General features: G+C 48.3%; 5 protein-coding genes. 2 read left to right on the top strand and 3 right to left on the bottom strand.

Annotated elements, in window-relative coordinates; translation table 11 throughout:
• From NDI35_RS10050 to ppsA, 3 genes are all read right to left on the bottom strand, one after another.
• A partial coding sequence (locus NDI35_RS10050) for a DUF4347 domain-containing protein (protein ID WP_445312611.1) occupies positions 1-5778 on the bottom strand: 5778 nt, incomplete at its 3' end.
• A gap of 1303 nt (positions 5779-7081) precedes the next feature.
• Positions 7082-7402: a DUF6464 family protein gene (locus tag NDI35_RS10045; protein ID WP_445312610.1), complete on the bottom strand. Its 321-nt coding sequence runs from the start codon at positions 7400-7402 to the stop codon at positions 7082-7084.
• 256 nt (positions 7403-7658) lie between these two features.
• Positions 7659-10136 (bottom strand): phosphoenolpyruvate synthase, encoded by a 2478-nt coding sequence (ppsA, locus tag NDI35_RS10040; protein ID WP_445312609.1) that lies wholly within the window; start codon positions 10134-10136, stop codon positions 7659-7661.
• Between the two features lie 262 nt (positions 10137-10398).
• On the opposite strand from ppsA, the gene NDI35_RS10035 reads away from it, so the two are divergent.
• Both NDI35_RS10035 and NDI35_RS10030 read left to right on the top strand, forming a co-directional pair.
• Positions 10399-10530 carry a hypothetical protein gene (locus NDI35_RS10035; RefSeq protein WP_445312608.1) on the top strand — a complete coding sequence of 44 codons (132 nt, stop codon included), beginning with the start codon at positions 10399-10401 and terminating at the stop codon, positions 10528-10530.
• 377 nt (positions 10531-10907) lie between these two features.
• Positions 10908-17399 (top strand): PAS domain S-box protein, encoded by a 6492-nt coding sequence (locus NDI35_RS10030; protein ID WP_445312607.1) that lies wholly within the window; start codon positions 10908-10910, stop codon positions 17397-17399.
• Positions 17400-17414: the final 15 nt, after the last annotated feature.

Genomic DNA, 17414 nt, shown 5'->3' with positions numbered 1-17414 from the left:
GTAAACGATATCGCTGCCGCCTTCACCTAATACTGTGTCGTCGCCACCAAAGGAGAGAAACAGTTGGTTGGTTTCGTTTCCTGTTAAGGAATCGTTTCCGGAAGTTCCGATGCTGGTGTTTTGGATGTCGATGAGTTGTGCGGCGTTGGAGTCGAAGTTGAGTATGGGGGAAGGTTGGGGGGGGGTAAATGCGATCGGAGGTGGCCCTTGCAGGGGGGCGCAACCGCAACTGGTATCCGGTTCGGGTACTGGGTTGAAGATGGGGGTTGGTTCTGGCGCTGGTTCCGGGGCTGGTGTTGGCGCTGGTGTTGGTGGTGTTGGTGTGGGTGTGGGCGCGGGTATGGGCGTCGGGGCTGGTTCCGCTGTGGGTGTTGGAGTTGGCGCCGGTGTTGGTGTGGGTGTGGGCGCTGGTGTGGGTGTGGGCGCGGGTATGGGCGTCGGGGCTGGTTCCGCTGTGGGTGTTGGAGTTGGCGTCGGTGTTGTTGGTGTTGGAGTTGGTTCGGCTGTGGGTGTTGGAGTTGGTTCGGCTGTGGGTGTTGGAGTTGGTTCGGCTGTGGGTGTTGGAGTTGGCGCCGGTGTTGTGGGTGTTGGAGTTGGCGCCGGTGTTGTGGGTGTTGGAGTTGGCGTCGGTATCGATTCCTTAAGGGGAATGAGAGAGACAGTGGCGACTGCCGCACTGGTGGCGCCGAGGTTATCTGTAGCGCTGTAGGTGAAGTTTGCCCCTGTGAAATTGCCGGACGCCTGGAAGAACAACTGGGTAATTTGCTCGGTTGTTAGGGTTTGACCAGCCGTGACCCGCACTCCCTGGCTGGGATCACCCAAGAACAGCGTGCCCTCACTGGCGGGTGGCAAGGTGTTTACGGTAAAGGAAACCACCGTCCCGTCTGGGTCGGTTCCTCCGAGTCCGGGGATGTTCACTGTTGTTTCCAGCAACAAAGCGACGCTGGAGTTGTTGGCGACCGGTGGCTGGTCGGTGGGAGGTAATAGTGCTAGCAGGGAGGCTGTAGCGGCGGCTGGACTGATGGCGCCGCGGCGGTCTGTGGCGCTGTAGGTAAAGTTGGTGGCTGCAAATCCGCTGGTTGCTTGGAAGAATAACTGGCTGATTTGAGTTGTGCTCAGTCTTTGGCCTGCCGTGACCCGGATTCCCTGGCTGGGGTCGCCCAAGAACAGAACGCCTTGATTTGCCGCTGGCAGGGTGTTGATAGTGAAGAATTCGATCGAGTCGTCGGGGTCTTTTGCCGTCAGCCCTGTGAGGTTGACGGTGCTGTTTGGCGCCAGGGTCTTGCTGAAGTTTGTGGGTACCGGCGGGTAGTTGAACGCCAGCGACACCAGAGAAACTGTGGCGGCAGGACTGCTGCCACCGAGATTGTCGTTGCTGCTGTAGGTAAAATTAGCTCCTGTGAAATTGCCGGCCGACTGGAAGAATAACTGCGTCATTTGCTCGGCTGTCAGGGTTTGACCAGCCGTGACGGCGACTCCCTCCGTTGCGGGGTCGCCCAAGAACAGGACGCCTTGATTTGTCGGTGGCAGGGTGCTGATGCTGAATGTAACCACTGTGCCGTCTGAGTCTCTGCCTCCGAGCCCGCTAATTTGGACCACGCTGTTGGGTGCTAGCGCAGCGTTGCTGCTGTAGGCTGATGGAAGTTTGTTGGGTGTGGGCTGCGCGCTAATAATAGCGGTGGTGACAGTGGCTCTGGACTCCGAACCGTTGTTATTGCTGGGTTTGGGGTCAAAAGTGGTCGATCGACTCTGGGAAGTATTGCTAATAGCACCCGTCGCTGGAACGACTAATGTTACCTCGCGGTTGATGTTGCTGCCGCTAGTCAAACTGGGAATTGTTGGGAAGGTGACAACCCCTGTCACGGGGTCGTAAGTGCCGTTATCGGATGCGCTAACTCCTGTTAAACCGGGAATGATGCTGTCTGTAATCACTACGTTTTCAGCAGCATTTGGCCCATTGTTCGCGGTAGTTATAGTATAAGTCACGGAACTACCAGCAGGAGCAGATGTGAGACCGCTCTTGGACGTAACCAGGTCTGCCACAGGATCGATCGAGGTAATGACTTGACCCCCCGCCTCACCGGGCACTGCGACTGTCGAGCCGTTGTTGTTTGTTAAGTCCGGGTCAAAAGTGTCCGATCGACTTAATACAATGTTGGTGATGCTCGTCAGGGTAGGCGGCGGTACAAAAATTAGGCGGCGGGTGACGCTGCTGCCGCTGGCTAAAGTCGCGATCGCTGGGAACTCGATCGTCCCTGTGGTTGGGTTGTAGGTTCCGCCATCGAACACGTTGACATTACTTAAGCCGGGAATCAGGCTGTCGGTGATGACTACGTTGGTCGCAGGACTCGGCCCGTTGTTGGTAGTAGTAATTGTATAAAGTAGCGTGTCGCCCACCTTGATGCTGGCCGGAGCCGTTTTTTGGGTGACAACATCGGCCACAGCATCGATCGAGGTAATGACTTGCCCCCCCGCCTCACCGGGCACTGCGACTGTCGAGCCGTTGTTGTTTGTTAAGTCCGGGTCTGGAGTATCCGATCGACTCAATACAATATTGGTGATGCTTGTCAGGGTAGGCGGCGGTACAAAGCTGATGGTGCGGCTCTGGTTGGTGCCGCTGGCTAAAGTCGCGATCGCTGGGAACTCGATCGTCCCTGTGGCAGGATTGTAGGTTCCGCCATCGGACACGGTGACTCCCGTTAAGCCGGGAATCAAGCTGTCGGTGATGACTACGTTGGCCGCAGGACTCGGCCCGTTGTTGGTAGTAGTAATTGTATAAGTGAGAGTGTCGCCCGCGTTGATGCTGGCCGGAGCCGTTTTTTGGGTGACAACATCGGCCACAGCATCGATCGAGGTAATGACGGTGGCGGTGGGGTTTGTACCGTTGTTGTTGGCCGGAGTGGAGTCGGGAGTGATGGAGGTACTTCTTGCCGTGTTGCTTATGGAAGTTAGGCTGGGCGGTACTGTGAAGCCGATCGTCCGGGTGACTGTCTCCGCGTTGGCAATTGCCACGGGCGCGAAGGTGACAATGCCGGTTACTGGATCGTAAACGCCGCCGTTAGATGCCGTGACTCCGGTTAACCCAGGAACTATGCTGTCCGTGATGGTTACAGCTTCGGCAGGACTCGGCCCTAAGTTGACTGTGGTGATCGTATAGCTGACCAAGCTACTGGCCGTAGCACTCGTAGAGCCGGTTTTCGTGGTTGCCAGATCCGCGTTGGGCGCAATACTGGTCGTAACCGTAGAGTTAGTGGGTGTGCCGTCTTTGTTGGTTGTCGAGCCGTTGTTGTTAGTGGCGATCGGATCGAAAGTCGCCGCGCTACTCCGGGCAGTGTTGCTGATGTCGGTACGGGTGGCTGGGGCAATGAAACTGATGGTGCGGGTCGCAGTAGCCGAATTTGCCAGCGCCGTCAGTGCTGGAAAGGTGACAATGCCCGAAACTGGGTCGTAAGTCCCGCCGTCCGATACGCTGACTCCTGTTAAACCCGGAATAATGCTGTCAGTGATGGTCACATCGGCAGCCGGGTCTGGGCCTATGTTAGTGGTAGTCAATGTGTAGGCGACGCTTGACCCGGCCGAAGTAGTCACAGGGCCACTTTTGGTAGTAACTAAATCCGCGACTGTATCGACAACTGTGGTAGACACTACACCAGGCCCCTCGATTTGCCCTGGCGCAAGTACACCGCTGTTGTTGCTGAGGTCGGGGTCGAAAGTCGAGCTAGTGCTGAATGCAACGTTGGCAAAACTGCTACCGCTGGTTAAACCGGGCGGCAAATCAATTGTCAGGGTGTAAGTCACAGTCTCGCCGGCATTGAGAACCGGAATTAACGGCCAGGTGACTGCCTTGGTTTGGTTCACGTAAGTGCCGTTGTTGGAGGCACTGAGAATCGGCGGCAATCCGCCCGGACGCAGCAGTTCTAAAGGTATTTCGTCTTGAATCAGAACATTTGTGGCAGGCGCTGGCCCCTTGTTTACTGTAGTAATCGTGTAGGTAATGCTGCCTTCGGATTTGACGAACTGCGGACCGGTCTTGATAGTGGCAACCTCAGCGGCGATACTCGGAGGATTGATAGTTTCAACTACCACGTTTTGAAGTTCGTGAATGTTGTTGGCGCCTCCTGTGGAACTGCCAAAACCAAATTTGAAAATTGGCGGTACTGGGCCGTTTTCGGTGACCAAGTTGCGGATGTCAATTAATGTAGTTTCGTAGATGTCGTCGAAATTTTGATCGAAGGCAACGGTGAGGCGAGACGGATTCACCGGATCGTTAGATGGATTCAGCGTAATTTGAACGGATCTTTTGGCTAAATTGCGATCGCTCGTGAACGTATTGCTGAAGTTAAAACTGCTGCCTGGTTCAGGGCCACTAAAGTCAATACTCGTAGGAATGTTATCGATGCCGAAGGGAACGATCGCATTTGTTAAAAACTTATAACCTTCTGCTTGATTTCCTCTAACAGTTACTGAATCAGGTCTGAAAGAACCAATAGAGGAGCCGGGAATCGGAGGTGGCTCAGGGCCGGAGCGCCCTTCTGTGGATGTTGAAAAATTGCCAAACTCGTCAAGCCCAATGCCTAAATAACCTCCCTCAATACCGGGTATACCCGTTCGTGGAGCGTAAGCCAGAGAACCGCCATAACCCCCAGTCCTGGTTGGGCTAACAGTGCCGTCAATCAAGAAGAAACCCAGACCGTCCCCTGGCTGAGGGCTAATAAAGGGTTGCGGAGGCTCAAATTGCTGGCTTGAACCGTAAGAATAAAAATCAAACTGGACTCTGAGACCGTCGGTTGAAGGAATGGGGTTGTTGTAGATAACGAAGGCTTCCCGAAGGTTGACTGCTGGAGTTAATAGCAGAGCGCCATCGCCGGGAGTCGAACCGCCCAAAGCCGGAAGTACGCCGGATACTGTGCCTCCGGTAATGCCGGGGATAAGTTGCTCGGCTGCTGGAACCCCGCTGCTGGGATCGAACAGTGCCCCGTCGTTTCCCCCGTAAATCCAAGGCCCCCTAACTGTGGAGTTTTTGAAAGTTTCGTTAACTAATGTGCCGAGGGCGTAAGGGTAGGCTGCGAGCACTTCTTTTTCAATGGCGATTCTCGCTTTTATTTCCCCGGTCGCAAATTTTAATTCCCAGTCGCCGCCGAGTGTCGCACTCCCCGTCAAGTTGTCGGAAGCTGCAATATCTGCACCGACTATCAAGCTCAGCCGCCGCACGAAGGCCTCGCCACTTTCCCCCGCTGCGACGCTGCACCCGAATAACAAAATACCTCCTCTCTCGCTGAGGGCTTTTCCCCACTGCTGTAACAAATGGCTGTAAGTTTCTAAGTTGTCGCTGCAGAGTTCGATCGACCCTAGCTGCACCAGAGCTTCTCGACCGTGAGAAACTATCTGAAGGCTGTCTAAATCGCTGTAATGGGTCAAAATTCTAGTAATTTGCTCGACTCCATCCCGCGTCGAGTCCAATACAAATACCTCTGTATCGGCTGTTGCTCCTCTTGCCAAGCTGTCGCAGTTCTCTACTCTGGCATCGAGGAACAGTACATTTTTTAGAGTCTGGACGCCCAGAGACTCGGTGGCTCGCAAAAATTCTCTGTGGGGATGCCCAATTCCCCTGTCGCCACGCAGTTTCTGGGACAGGAAACACTCCTCTGTTTTTACTTGTTTTATGTTTTTTTTCTGATTATAAGTTGCGGTTGTTCTGGATTTTGCGCCCGCAATCCTTGCGGTAGAGTCACCTATTTTGGGGGTGACAAAAATTGGTTTGTTGCAGATGCTTTGCATGGTCAAATTGGCTCACGAATTGTAGATGATGTACCCATTTCCCGATGATCATTATCACCTCTTGAAAAGGTTTAATTGCAGAATAAGAGGCGGTGCAGCTTGACTTGGAGCGAGAGCAAAAAGCGAATTTTATTCAGCACAAAGCCCTGCTATCTTGATATTTAATAGCATTGCCAATATCGCCGGCAGAAGCGCTGAGGATTTGGGGTTTAAATCCCCATAATCTCTCTATCGGGTGATATTTTGCCTTCGACTTTTTTCTTTTCTGTTAGCGAGTGTATCTGTTACACGCTTATCTCTTACATCGCGCAGTAGATAATAACACCAGTTCTCAAAAATTTACTTAATGAGGTTTTCTGTACATCGTCTAATGCACTTTATTTGCAGAGAAAATTCACTATTTCTAGACGTATAAACCTGGTTTGAGGGACGAAAAGACTTCTTTGCAGCCCTCGCTCCCGGTAAAAAACTCGGTTTCTTTGCTTTTGGTGTGCAAGCCCTGTTCACAATAGCAACCAGACATTAATTAGGGAGTGATAGCCGTCACATAATTATGGCGGCCGTGCCCGAAGTGTCATTCAACTGAGAGCTTTTACCATTCTCAATAATCCTTCTATGGGGGGGTTCTCCTGCCCAGCCCATAAGAAAATTCACTCTTTGTGGAACAGGCCAGAAAGCCTATTCTTGAAAATGGTGCAACATATGAGATTCAATTGAAATCGGCATACCCTGTATCGACGAAGCGTCTTAAAAATTCATGACTTGCAGTCTGGAGATAGCAATCTAGGTTTGAGACTGTTTTGCTAGGATCGCAAAAACAGATTAGTGCCGCCCACAAGCAACTTCTCAAACTATCAACAAGCGAGTCTTCGAGCGGGTTTCTGTTTAAGATAAATGCTCGGGACAATGTTGCGTGCAGAATTTTTCATGATGTTTTGGAGAAACTGATTGGGAGATTGGCCCCTCAGCTACTTACGATTTTTGTTGGCTAATTTTCTTAACTGCAGGAGTTACGAGCAGGAGACTAGAAACCCAATTTATTTCTAGATTTCTCGCAGCCCAACCAAAATTTATCATCTAAACTTTGTTTCTGATGGTAAATCCTCAACTAAAAAAACGCCGATCGCAATTCGCGTGTTATGGCAACTGTAACCAAGCAATAATGCTCGATTAGGTTTTAATTGCTGAGTTTGGGCGTGGGTCGTCCAAAACAAGCTTCAACAATAATCCTTACACGTAAGTACATATTAACTCATTGATTACTACATCCGCAAATAGGCGTAGATACAAGCACCAATACAAGCTATATCTTTTGCTCCTGTACGTCAAGAGTTCTGGCTTGGTAGTACCGACAATCTTGACAGGGCCCAGAAGGATTGACAGCGCAGCGAATGTAATTAGAGCGGGCGTTATACTCGCAAGTGATATCGCCGATCGAATAAGCGAGGCTTTGTATGTAGGTGCGATCGGCAGTTGGTAGTTGAGTTCGCATGGCTCTATTCGCTACCGCAAGTCTGGCCGCTGCAATTCTGTCGCGGGCTTGGCTCTGGGCAGAGCGCATCACCCACAAAGACAGCAGTGACGGAGCTAAACCTATGAAAATAATCAGGAGAGCAGTTAGCACATTTTCAGAGCTTATGTGGAGAATATTTGTTTTAATTTAGGCGATCGGCAACAAAAAATCCTCCCCGACAAGACGGTTTTAAATAAGAAAAGTTCCCGCTCAAGTCTCAAACTAGGCCGCCCGTGTGTTAACCGTTAGCTGGCGGCTGAGGAAGGCGAATTAAATAACTTACAATTTTAATTGTTATTGTGGGACGGGCGGGACGCCCATCCCACAAACTTTTTGAGAAACTGGCTGCTCTCAAAAACCAAAACGGTTAAACCTTAGCAACATCCCCCGCTAAATCCATCAACGAGCCCGCACCTTCCACCTTAGCAACATCTAACAAAGTCTTCAAAACCGAATCGGGATTCAAACTAATCGAATCAATTCCCAACTCAACCAAGAAACGAGCAAACTCAGGATAATCGCTGGGCGCTTGACCGCAAATCCCAATCTTGCGATCGTACTTCTTGGCGGCTTTAATGGCAATTGCTACCATGCGCTTGACAGCTTCATTCCGTTCGTCAAAAATGTGCGCGACTAAAGCAGAATCCCGGTCTAATCCTAATGTTAGCTGAGTTAAATCGTTAGAGCCGATCGAGAATCCGTCAAAAACTTGGGCAAATTCGTCAGCAAATATGACATTGCTGGGCAATTCGCACATCACATACACTTGCAAGCCGTTCTCGCCCTTAACTAAACCGTGTTTTGCCATCTCAGCTAACACTTTTCGCCCTTCATCGGGGGTGCGACAAAATGGAATCATCGGAATCACATTTGTCAAGCCCATTTCGTCGCGAACTCGCTTTAATGCTTGGCATTCCAAAGCGTAAGCTTCGCGGTAATTTGGGTCGTAATAGCGAGAGGCGCCGCGCCACCCGATCATCGGATTTTCTTCCTTGGGTTCAAACTGCCGCCCTCCCAAAAGATTAGCATATTCGTTGCTCTTGAAGTCGCTCATCCGCACGATAACTGGATTTGGATAAAATGCGGCGGCAATTGTGGCAATTCCGTGGGCTAGTTTGTCGGTGAAGAAATCGGGTTTGTGTTGGTAAAGTGCTGTGAGTTCGGCAATTTCTTCCTTGACTGATTCATCCACTAATTCGTCAAAGTGAATCAGTGCTAGCGGGTGTGCTTTAATGTGATTGGCAATGATGAATTCTAGCCGCGCTAAGCCTACGCCGTCGCAAGGAATTGCTGATAAACCAAAGGCTTCTTCTGGATTCCCAACATTCATTAAAATTTGAGTGCGGGTACGGGGTAAATTCTCGATCGCAGTTTCTTGAATTTCAAAAGGAAGCAAACCGGCATAAACTTTGCCTTCGTCTCCTTCCGAACAAGAAACAGTGATTTCTTGATGGTTTTTCAAGATTTGGGTGGCGTCGCCGGTGCCGACAATGGCGGGAATTCCCATTTCCCTGGCGATGATGGCGGCGTGACAAGTGCGGCCACCGGAATTGGTGACGATCGCACTTGCTTTTTTCATAATCGGTTCCCAATCCGGGTCTGTTTTGTTGGTAACTAAAACTTCTCCTGATTGAAATTCAGCGATTCTGTGAACATCTAAAATTACGCGGGCTTTGCCTTGTCCGATTGATTCGCCAACGGCGCGTCCTTTTGCTAAAACTGCACTGCTACCTTGCAATTTGTAGTTTCGCAAAATTTTAGCCGACTTTTGAGATTGTACTGTTTCGGGTCGCGCTTGCACAATAAACAATTCGCCCGTATTGCCGTCTTTTGCCCACTCAATGTCCATCGGGGTATAAGTTCCGCGCACTTTAGAGTAGTGCTCTTCGATCAATACGGCCCATTTTGCTAGTTGCAGAATTTCATCATCTTGGATGGCAAATTTATTTTTTTCTGCTGCGATCACGGAGACGTTTTTGGTGTATTTAGAACCGCCGATATCGTACACCATTTTGAGTGTTTTGCTGCCGAGTCGTTTGTCTAAAATCGGCAGAAAACCTTGTTTTAATGTAGGCTTAAAGACGAAGTATTCGTCGGGGTTGACGGTACCTTGGACGACGTTTTCGCCTAATCCGTAGGCGGCGGTGACTAATACGGCGTTTTTGAATCCGGTTTCGGTGTCGATGCTGAACATGACGCCGGAGGATGCTAAGTCCGATCGCACCATTTTTTGGACACCGACTGATAGGGCGACTTCAAAGTGGTCGAAACCCCGCTGTTGGCGGTAGGAAATCGCGCGATCGGTGAATATGGAAGCAAAGCATTTGTGACAGCATTCGAGCACGCCAGCGCAAGCTTGGACGTTGAGGTAGGTTTCTTGCTGTCCCGCGAAACTGGCGTCGGGTAAGTCTTCGGCGGTGGCGGAGGAACGGACTGCTACGTCTGTACTGTCGCCGTAGCGATCGCACAATTTTTCGTAAGCATCCGCGATCGCGGCTTGGAGTTCTCGCGGAAATGGTGTGTCGAGAATCAGTGCCCGCGCTTGCTTGCCTTTTTGTCGCAGGTTCTGCAGATCTTCTACGTCTAAATCGGCAAAAATTTCGCGCAATTTAGCTTCTAAACCCGCTGACTGGATGAAGTACCTATAAGCGTGTGCTGTAGTTGCAAATCCGCTGGGAACTCTGACTCCTTGGGCGGTTAACTGTTGAATCATTTCGCCCAAAGAAGCATTTTTACCGCCTACTAATGGGATGTCGGCGATGCCGACTTCATCAAACAACAATACTAAGGCTTTTTCTTTGGGGATTAAACCGGGTTTTTGTTCAATTGCTAAATTGTCGAGCATTGCTTTTTTCCTCTCAACTTCTGCTCATTTCGGTCAAAGGACAGTAAACAAAAGACAGTTAATTGAAAATTGTAATTTTGTTACAAAATTTCTCAAATTTTTTCCTAGGCTGTATCAACCGAGTTTTCGATTGCCTCTATTTCAAGATTATCACTTTTTGGCTAAATAGCAAGGCCTGTGGAGATTTTTTATTTGATTGCAAAAAGTAAAGAAATCGCAGTAATGAGTTTATGTAAGGTATTATAAAAGAAGTGGTAAAAATATGAATAGCGAGGATAGTTCCCACCGCTTTTTTGGCGTTGAGCGCTCATTGGTGCGGGGATATCGCTTGGAGGCTGTTGCTAGCGAAATTGAAGGACAACAAAGGCTGGGGTTCGATCGCGCGATCGGCTGACCCCGTCCAAAAACGGATACTTACTTTCCGACAGGAGTCGTGAGTCGGCAAAAATTTTAGACTAAGGTTCAACCTCCCCGATTCATCTGTGGACTAAATCTAAAATCTAAAATCTAAAATCGAGTGACAGGGGTGCTAGCCCAAAAAAACACAACACCCAGCAGCTTAGTTTTTTCCTGAAGCCGAGAGCCTAAAAACCGTAAAATTTTGGGATCTGATTGCGTGGATCTACTTAGAGCCAAAAAACAGTCGCATAGAGTGGATTGTAATTATTGAACCACAGAGTTTTTAACTTGGAGCGGCGGGATTTGGAGCGAGGGAATTATTTATATGTTATAATAGTTAGCTCGACTGCCTTATGACAAAAAACAAGGTATATGATATCAGTTTTGAGCCCACCCGCAAAGCGAAACGGCTTTAAAGTTCTTCTGGTCGAAGACAATCAAGCAGAAGCCGATCTGATCGAAGAATTATTATTAGAAACAAATGTCAGTAGAGCCGAACCCCAAAGGCTCTCAGTAAGTTGTACAGACCGTCTCAGCAAAGCGCAGCAACTTTTGGTCAGCGAACATTTTGATGTGATTTTACTAGATCTTTCGCTGCCCGATAGCCAAGACTTAAATACAATTGTCAAAATACAAGAATATAGCCTAAATACTCCGATTGTCGTACTGACTGCCCGCAACGATGAAGAGCTTGCCGTGCAGTCAATCCAAGCCGGAGCTCAAGATTATCTAGTCAAGCGAAAAATCGACAGCGAAGTGTTAATTAGATCGCTTCGTTACGCAGTCGAGCGACAGCACAACCAAGAAGCTTTGCGAAAAAGTGAAGAAAAATATCGCTCTGTAGTCGAGAATTCTCTCGTCGGAATTGCCATTCTTGCTCCTCCAAGTTTCCCCTCAGCACCAGAAAAATACGAGTGGTTAGAAGTAAACGATGCTTTGTGCGATTTGCTGGGATACGATCGCCAAGATTTTTTGCACGAAAATTGGGAGATGTGGGGTTTTCCTGAAGACTTGCAGGCAAGTTTAGAGCAGTTAAATAAAATTTTGGCAGGGGAGAGTGAAGGCTATGTTTTAGACCAAAGGTGGCGCAGAAAAGACGGAAAAATAGTTTATACTAGAGTTTCCCTGCGCTGTATTCGCGCCCTAGACGGCTCGATCGACCACCTGATTAAAGTAGTCTTGGATGTGAGCGATCGCTACCGTTACGAAGCTCAATTAAAAGCATCAGAAGAGTTTTTAAATCACACGATTAATTCTACTCCTGACCCGATTTTTGTTAAAGATGAGCAGCACAGATGGATCGTATTAAACGATGCTTTTTGCAATTTGATAGGAAAAAGGCGATCCGAACTGATTGGCAAGTCAGGATACGATTTTTTACCGCCAGCACAAGCCGCTTTTTTTTGGCAACAAGACGAGCAAGTATTGCAAAGAAGTCTTTCTCAGGAAACAGAAGAAAATTTTACCGATGGCGGCGGAAAAGAACGCATTATTTCTACCAAGAAAACAGTTTTTAACAACGGCGATGGTCGTAAAATGTTGGTCGGGACAATGCGAGATGTGACTGACTACAAACGCCAGCAAATTGCGTTACAGGAAAGCGAAGCTCGATTTCAAATAATGACCGACAACGTGCCGGGAATGATTTATCAATATCGGCTTTATGCAAATGGTAAAACATCTTTTACTTACGTTTCTTCTGGCAGTTGGCAGCTCTACAATTTAAAACCAGAACAAATAGAAGAAAATGCCACGTTGGCTTTTGCAACAGTTCACCCCGACGACATCTCCGACTTGCAGCGCTCGATCGCAACTTCAGCGGCGACTCAGCAAGCTTGGCAACACCAGTGGCGACAAGTTATGGGAGATCGAGTGAAATGGCTGCAAGGCGCGTCGAAGCCAGAAAAGCAAGCCAACGGGGATATAGTTTGGGACGGTTTGGTGATGGATGTTACCGAATTAAAACAAACCCAGCAAGACCGCGATCGATTTTTTAATCTCTCCCTGGATTTACTTTGCATTGCAGGTTTTGATGGCTATTTCAAACGCTTAAACCCCGCTTGGTCAAATGTATTAGGTTATAGCAGTGATGAAATCTTAGCCAAACCTTTGATAGAATTCGTCCATCCAGAAGACCTAGAAATTACTGTAGCGGAATTAGAAAAACTTAAAAAAAGCCACCCCGTTATTAGCTTAGAAAACCGCTATCTTTGCCAAGATGGTACTTATAAATGGCTGTCGTGGACAGCATCGCCGTTTGCAGAAGAAGGTTTGATTTATGCAGTGGCTCGCGACGTTACATTTAGCAAGCAAGCTGAAGCTGAATTGCGTAAGAGCGAAGCCACCAACCGCGCTCTTTTAAATGCGATACCAGACATGATATTTCGCTGTCTGGCAGACGGCACTTTTGTAGACTTCAAACCTGCCAAAGATTTCGAGAATATCCTACCACAAAAAGCACTAATTGGCAAAAAAGCACAAGACATTTTACCGCCTGCTTTTGCTGAAAAAATCTTGTCCGGCAATCAACAAGCGATCGACACTGGCGAGATTCAAGTCGTAGAATATCAAATGCCAGTTAATGGTGAACTGTACGATTTTGAAGCGAGAATTGTCTTCTGCACCGAGGACGAAATTATCGCGATAGTCCGCGATATCACTCAACGCAAACGCTCCGAGTCAGTCCTCCAGAGGCAAGCAGCAGCCATGGCCCAAGCTTCCGAAGGTATCGCCATATTCAGTGCCGACAAAGAGGTGATTTATTGCAACGCAGCCCGAGTAAAAATCTACGGTTACGACTCTCTCGAAGAAATCTTAGGTAAAAGTTGGAAAACATTCTACCAAGGTGCAGAACTGCAAAGGTTCGAGCAAGAAGTCCTGCCGACTTTAGTGCAGAAAGGTTCTTACAGCACCGAAGCAGTAGGATGCCGTCGCGACCGCTCGGAAGTCCCTATAGATGTCTCGCTGACAATGCTGCCCGACGGGGAAATCATTTGCATTGTTCGCGATATTTCCCAAAGAAAAAAAACAGAAGCAGCACTGCGAGAAAGCCAGCGGTTCGCTCAACAAATTGCTGAAGCAAGTCCTAATATGTTGTATGTTTATGACTTAATAGAACAAAAAAATATCTATGCAAACGCTTCTATATACCGCATTCTCGGCTATACAGTAGAGGAGATTCAGGCAATCGGGCCGTGGATGATGTCAACTTTAATGCACCCGGAAGATTCAATCAAAATACCTGATTATTTACAGCAAGTCGAAACTGGTGCGGAAGGGGATATCTTTGAAATTGAATACAGAATTAGGCACAAGGATGGTTTTTGGCGCTGGATTGTCAGCCGAGATACTGTATTTGCAAAAACAGCAGATGGTAAGTTAAAACAAATTCTCGGCACGGGAACTGATATTACAGAAAGCAAGCAAGCAGAAGATGAAATAAAGCTGTTGCTGGCAGCAACTCAAGCCATTAGTCAGTCGGCAGATTTTCACAGCGCCCTTCCAGATATCCTGCGGTTGCTGTGCAATGCGATCGGCTGGAATTTTGCGGAAGCTTGGATACCGAGTGCTAACGGTACTTTTTTGGAACACAGCGAAACTTGGTACGCTAGCGATCGCGATTTAGATACGTTCGGCCGCGAAAGTAGAAAAATTAGATTCGCCGCCGGAGTGGCAGTCCCTGGACGGATTTGGTCAACCAGAAATGTAGAATGGATTGAAGATATTTCTCTAGCTAAAAATCATCTTTTTGCCCGATCGCAGATGGCGGCATCAGTCGGATTGAAAGCTTGTTTCGGAGTGCCAATTCACGCTAGCTCAAAGGTGCTGGCAGTTTTAGTATTCTGCAAGCGCGACCGCTCGATTATGGAACCGCGTATAGTAGAGTTGGTCAAGGCTGTAGCGACGCAGTTGGGCGATCATATTCAGCGCAAACAAGCCGAAGAAGAATTGCGTAAAAGTGAAGAACGCTGGCAGTTAGTTCTCAAAGGCAATCAAGACGGAATTTGGGATCTGAATCTTCAAACAAATGAAGCTTTTCGATCGGCCCGCTGGCAAGAAATTATCGGTTACACAGACGGCGAAATCGAAAGCACCAACAGCGCATGGATCGAGCGCATCCATCCAGACGATCGTTCACGAGTGCAAGCAGCGATCCAAGGTTATCTCGATCGCCAAACCCCCAATTACGCCGCCGAATACCGCTTGCAGTGTAAAGACGGTAGCTATAAGTGGGTGCTCGCCCGCGCTCAAGCAGTGTGGGACGAAGCCGGAAACCCTCTGCGGATGGTGGGTTCGATGACGGATATTAGCGATCGCAAAGCAGCAGAATTAGCTTTACTGCAGGTCACTCAAGCCGTGGAAAGTACCAGCGACGCGATCGTGATCGCCGACTTGAAAGGGCGGTCTATTTACCACAATCAAGCCTTCATTCAGCGCTACGGCTACACGGTGGAAGAACTCAATGATATTGGCGATATGACCGCGCTTTATGTCCGGCATAAAAATTACAAACAAATCTATAAAAGCCTTCGCCAAGGTCGTTCTTGGTGTGGTGAAGTTGCGCTGCAAACTAAGAGCGGTGAAGCAGTAACTGCTCTGGTGCGAGCCGACACTATTCAAGATGTTAGTGGAAATTACATCGGCTTAATAGGAGTAATTACCGACATCACCAAACGCAAAGAATCAGAGCTGATATTGCGCCAAAAGTTAAAGCGCGAACAGTTGGCAGTAGCCATGCTGGAACGCATTAGATCTTCTCTAAATCTAGAAGAAATTCTTACCAAAAGTGTCGAAGAAGTGCGGCACTTTTTGCAAGTAGATCGCACTATTATTTACCAGTTCAATCCAGATTGGAGCGGATTTATCGCTGTCGAGTCGGTTGCCGAAAATTTCCTACCAATTGTAGGAATGGAAATTTATGACCCCTGTTTCGGGGCAGCCTACGTTCCTCTTTACCAAGACGGTAGAGTTAGATCCATAGAAGATGTTCACAATGCCGGCCTGGCAGACTGCCACTTGGCTTTGTTGACCCGGCTCGATGTGAGAGCGAATCTGGTAGTGCCGATTTTGCAAGGCGAAAACTTGTGGGGGCTGTTAATTGCTCACCACTGCACGGGCCCGCGTCCCTGGCAGCAATTGGAGGGAGAGTGCCTAAAACAATTGGGGGTGCAGTTGGCGATCGCCATTCAGCAATCGGTGCTATTTGAACAAGCACAAACCGAAATTGCCGATCGCAAACTTGCAGAAGCCGCCCTGCAATTAGCTAAAGAAGCCGCCGAATCCGCCAACCGCGCTAAAAGCGACTTTCTCGCCAACATGAGCCACGAATTGCGGACGCCTTTGAACGGGATTTTGGGATACATTCAACTGCTCAAAGTCGATAAAAACTTTACCGCAGATCAGCAGGAAAGTCTTAACAACATTCACCAGTGCGGCAATCACCTGCTGATGCTGATTAATGATGTCTTAGACCTCTCAAAAATCGAAGCTAGTAAAATGGAGCTGTCGCTGACAAACGTGCATTTTTCCAGTTTTGTTAAAAGTATTATTGATTTGTTCAAGATGCGCTCTGCTCAAAAAGGAATTGCCTTTAATTACGAGCAGGTTTCAGCGCTTCCAGACGGCATTTTGGCAGACGAAAAAAGGTTGCGTCAAGTTTTGATTAATTTGCTCAGCAATGCCGTTAAGTTTACGAACAGCGGCAGCGTTACATTCAAAGTCGGTTATGCAGAAAATTTCCCCGATAATTATCCTCAAACGAACTGCGAAAATGCTGGTTTGACAGCGGAGATTGCCACTCAAACGCTCAATGTGACCGCGAATTTAGACGCCCAGCAAATGTCGAGCCAGCCGCTAGGAACAACAGAAGCGCGCGAGGTGACAACAGCAGAAAATATCGGCCGTGCCCCTACGCCTAAAATTCGCTTTCAAATCGAAGATACCGGCATTGGCATCGGGCAGAATAAATTAGAAGAAATATTTTTGCCTTTTCATCAAGTGGGCGATCATAACAATTTCGTCGAAGGTACTGGGCTGGGACTTTCCATCAGCCAAAAATTAGTCAAAATGATGGGCAGCCAAATTCGCGTCCAAAGTACCTCCGGCAAAGGCAGCATATTTTGGTTGGATCTAGACTTGCCAGCAGTCGCCCACTGTTCGGAACTCCCCTCCCGGCAACAAAAAAGGCGGCTTGTAGGTTTTATCGGCTCCCAGCGGAAAGTGCTAATAGTGGACGATCACGAAGTAAATCGCGCCATGTTGCACAGGCTGCTTTTTCATTTAGGCTTTGAAATTGCAGAAGCTACAGACGGCGAAGACTGCTTGCACAAAGCACAGGAATTTCTACCGGATATAATTTTAATGGATTTGCTGATGCCCGTAATGAACGGTTGGGAAGCTACCAGGCGGCTGCGACAGTTGCCGGAATTAAAAGATACGGTTATCCTTGCTTTGTCCGCTAACGTTTACGAGACTACCAAGCAAGAGAGCATACTAGCAGGTTGCGATAATTTTCTCACCAAGCCGATTCAAACTAACGAGCTTTTAGAATTATTGCGCCTGCATTTGAGACTAGAATGGGTTTACGAAGAAGGATCACAAACCAAAAAGCGCACAGATCAAACTGCAAAAGCATCTTTTGAGATTGCTGCTGCTGACTCAACGATGGTGTCTCCTGCCTCAGAGTCAGTCTTGGCGTTGTTAAGATTGGCTGCAATGGGCGATATTGAAGCTATTCTGGAAGAAACTGCTAAACTCGAACATTCTGACCCGACATTAGTGCCTTTCGTTCATCACCTGCGCCAACTTGCTAAAGGATTTCAGCTCAAGCAAATTCGAGATTTTTTGAAGCAACATTTGTCCTAAAATTGACGGTAGCTA

The sequence above is a fragment of the Microcoleus vaginatus FACHB-2002 genome (genome assembly GCF_040004035.1).
Taxonomy (GTDB): Bacteria; Cyanobacteriota; Cyanobacteriia; order Cyanobacteriales; family Microcoleaceae; genus Microcoleus; species Microcoleus vaginatus_C.
Note: the sequence above shows the minus strand (reverse complement) of the source record. Positions and strands in the feature narration are given on the sequence as shown.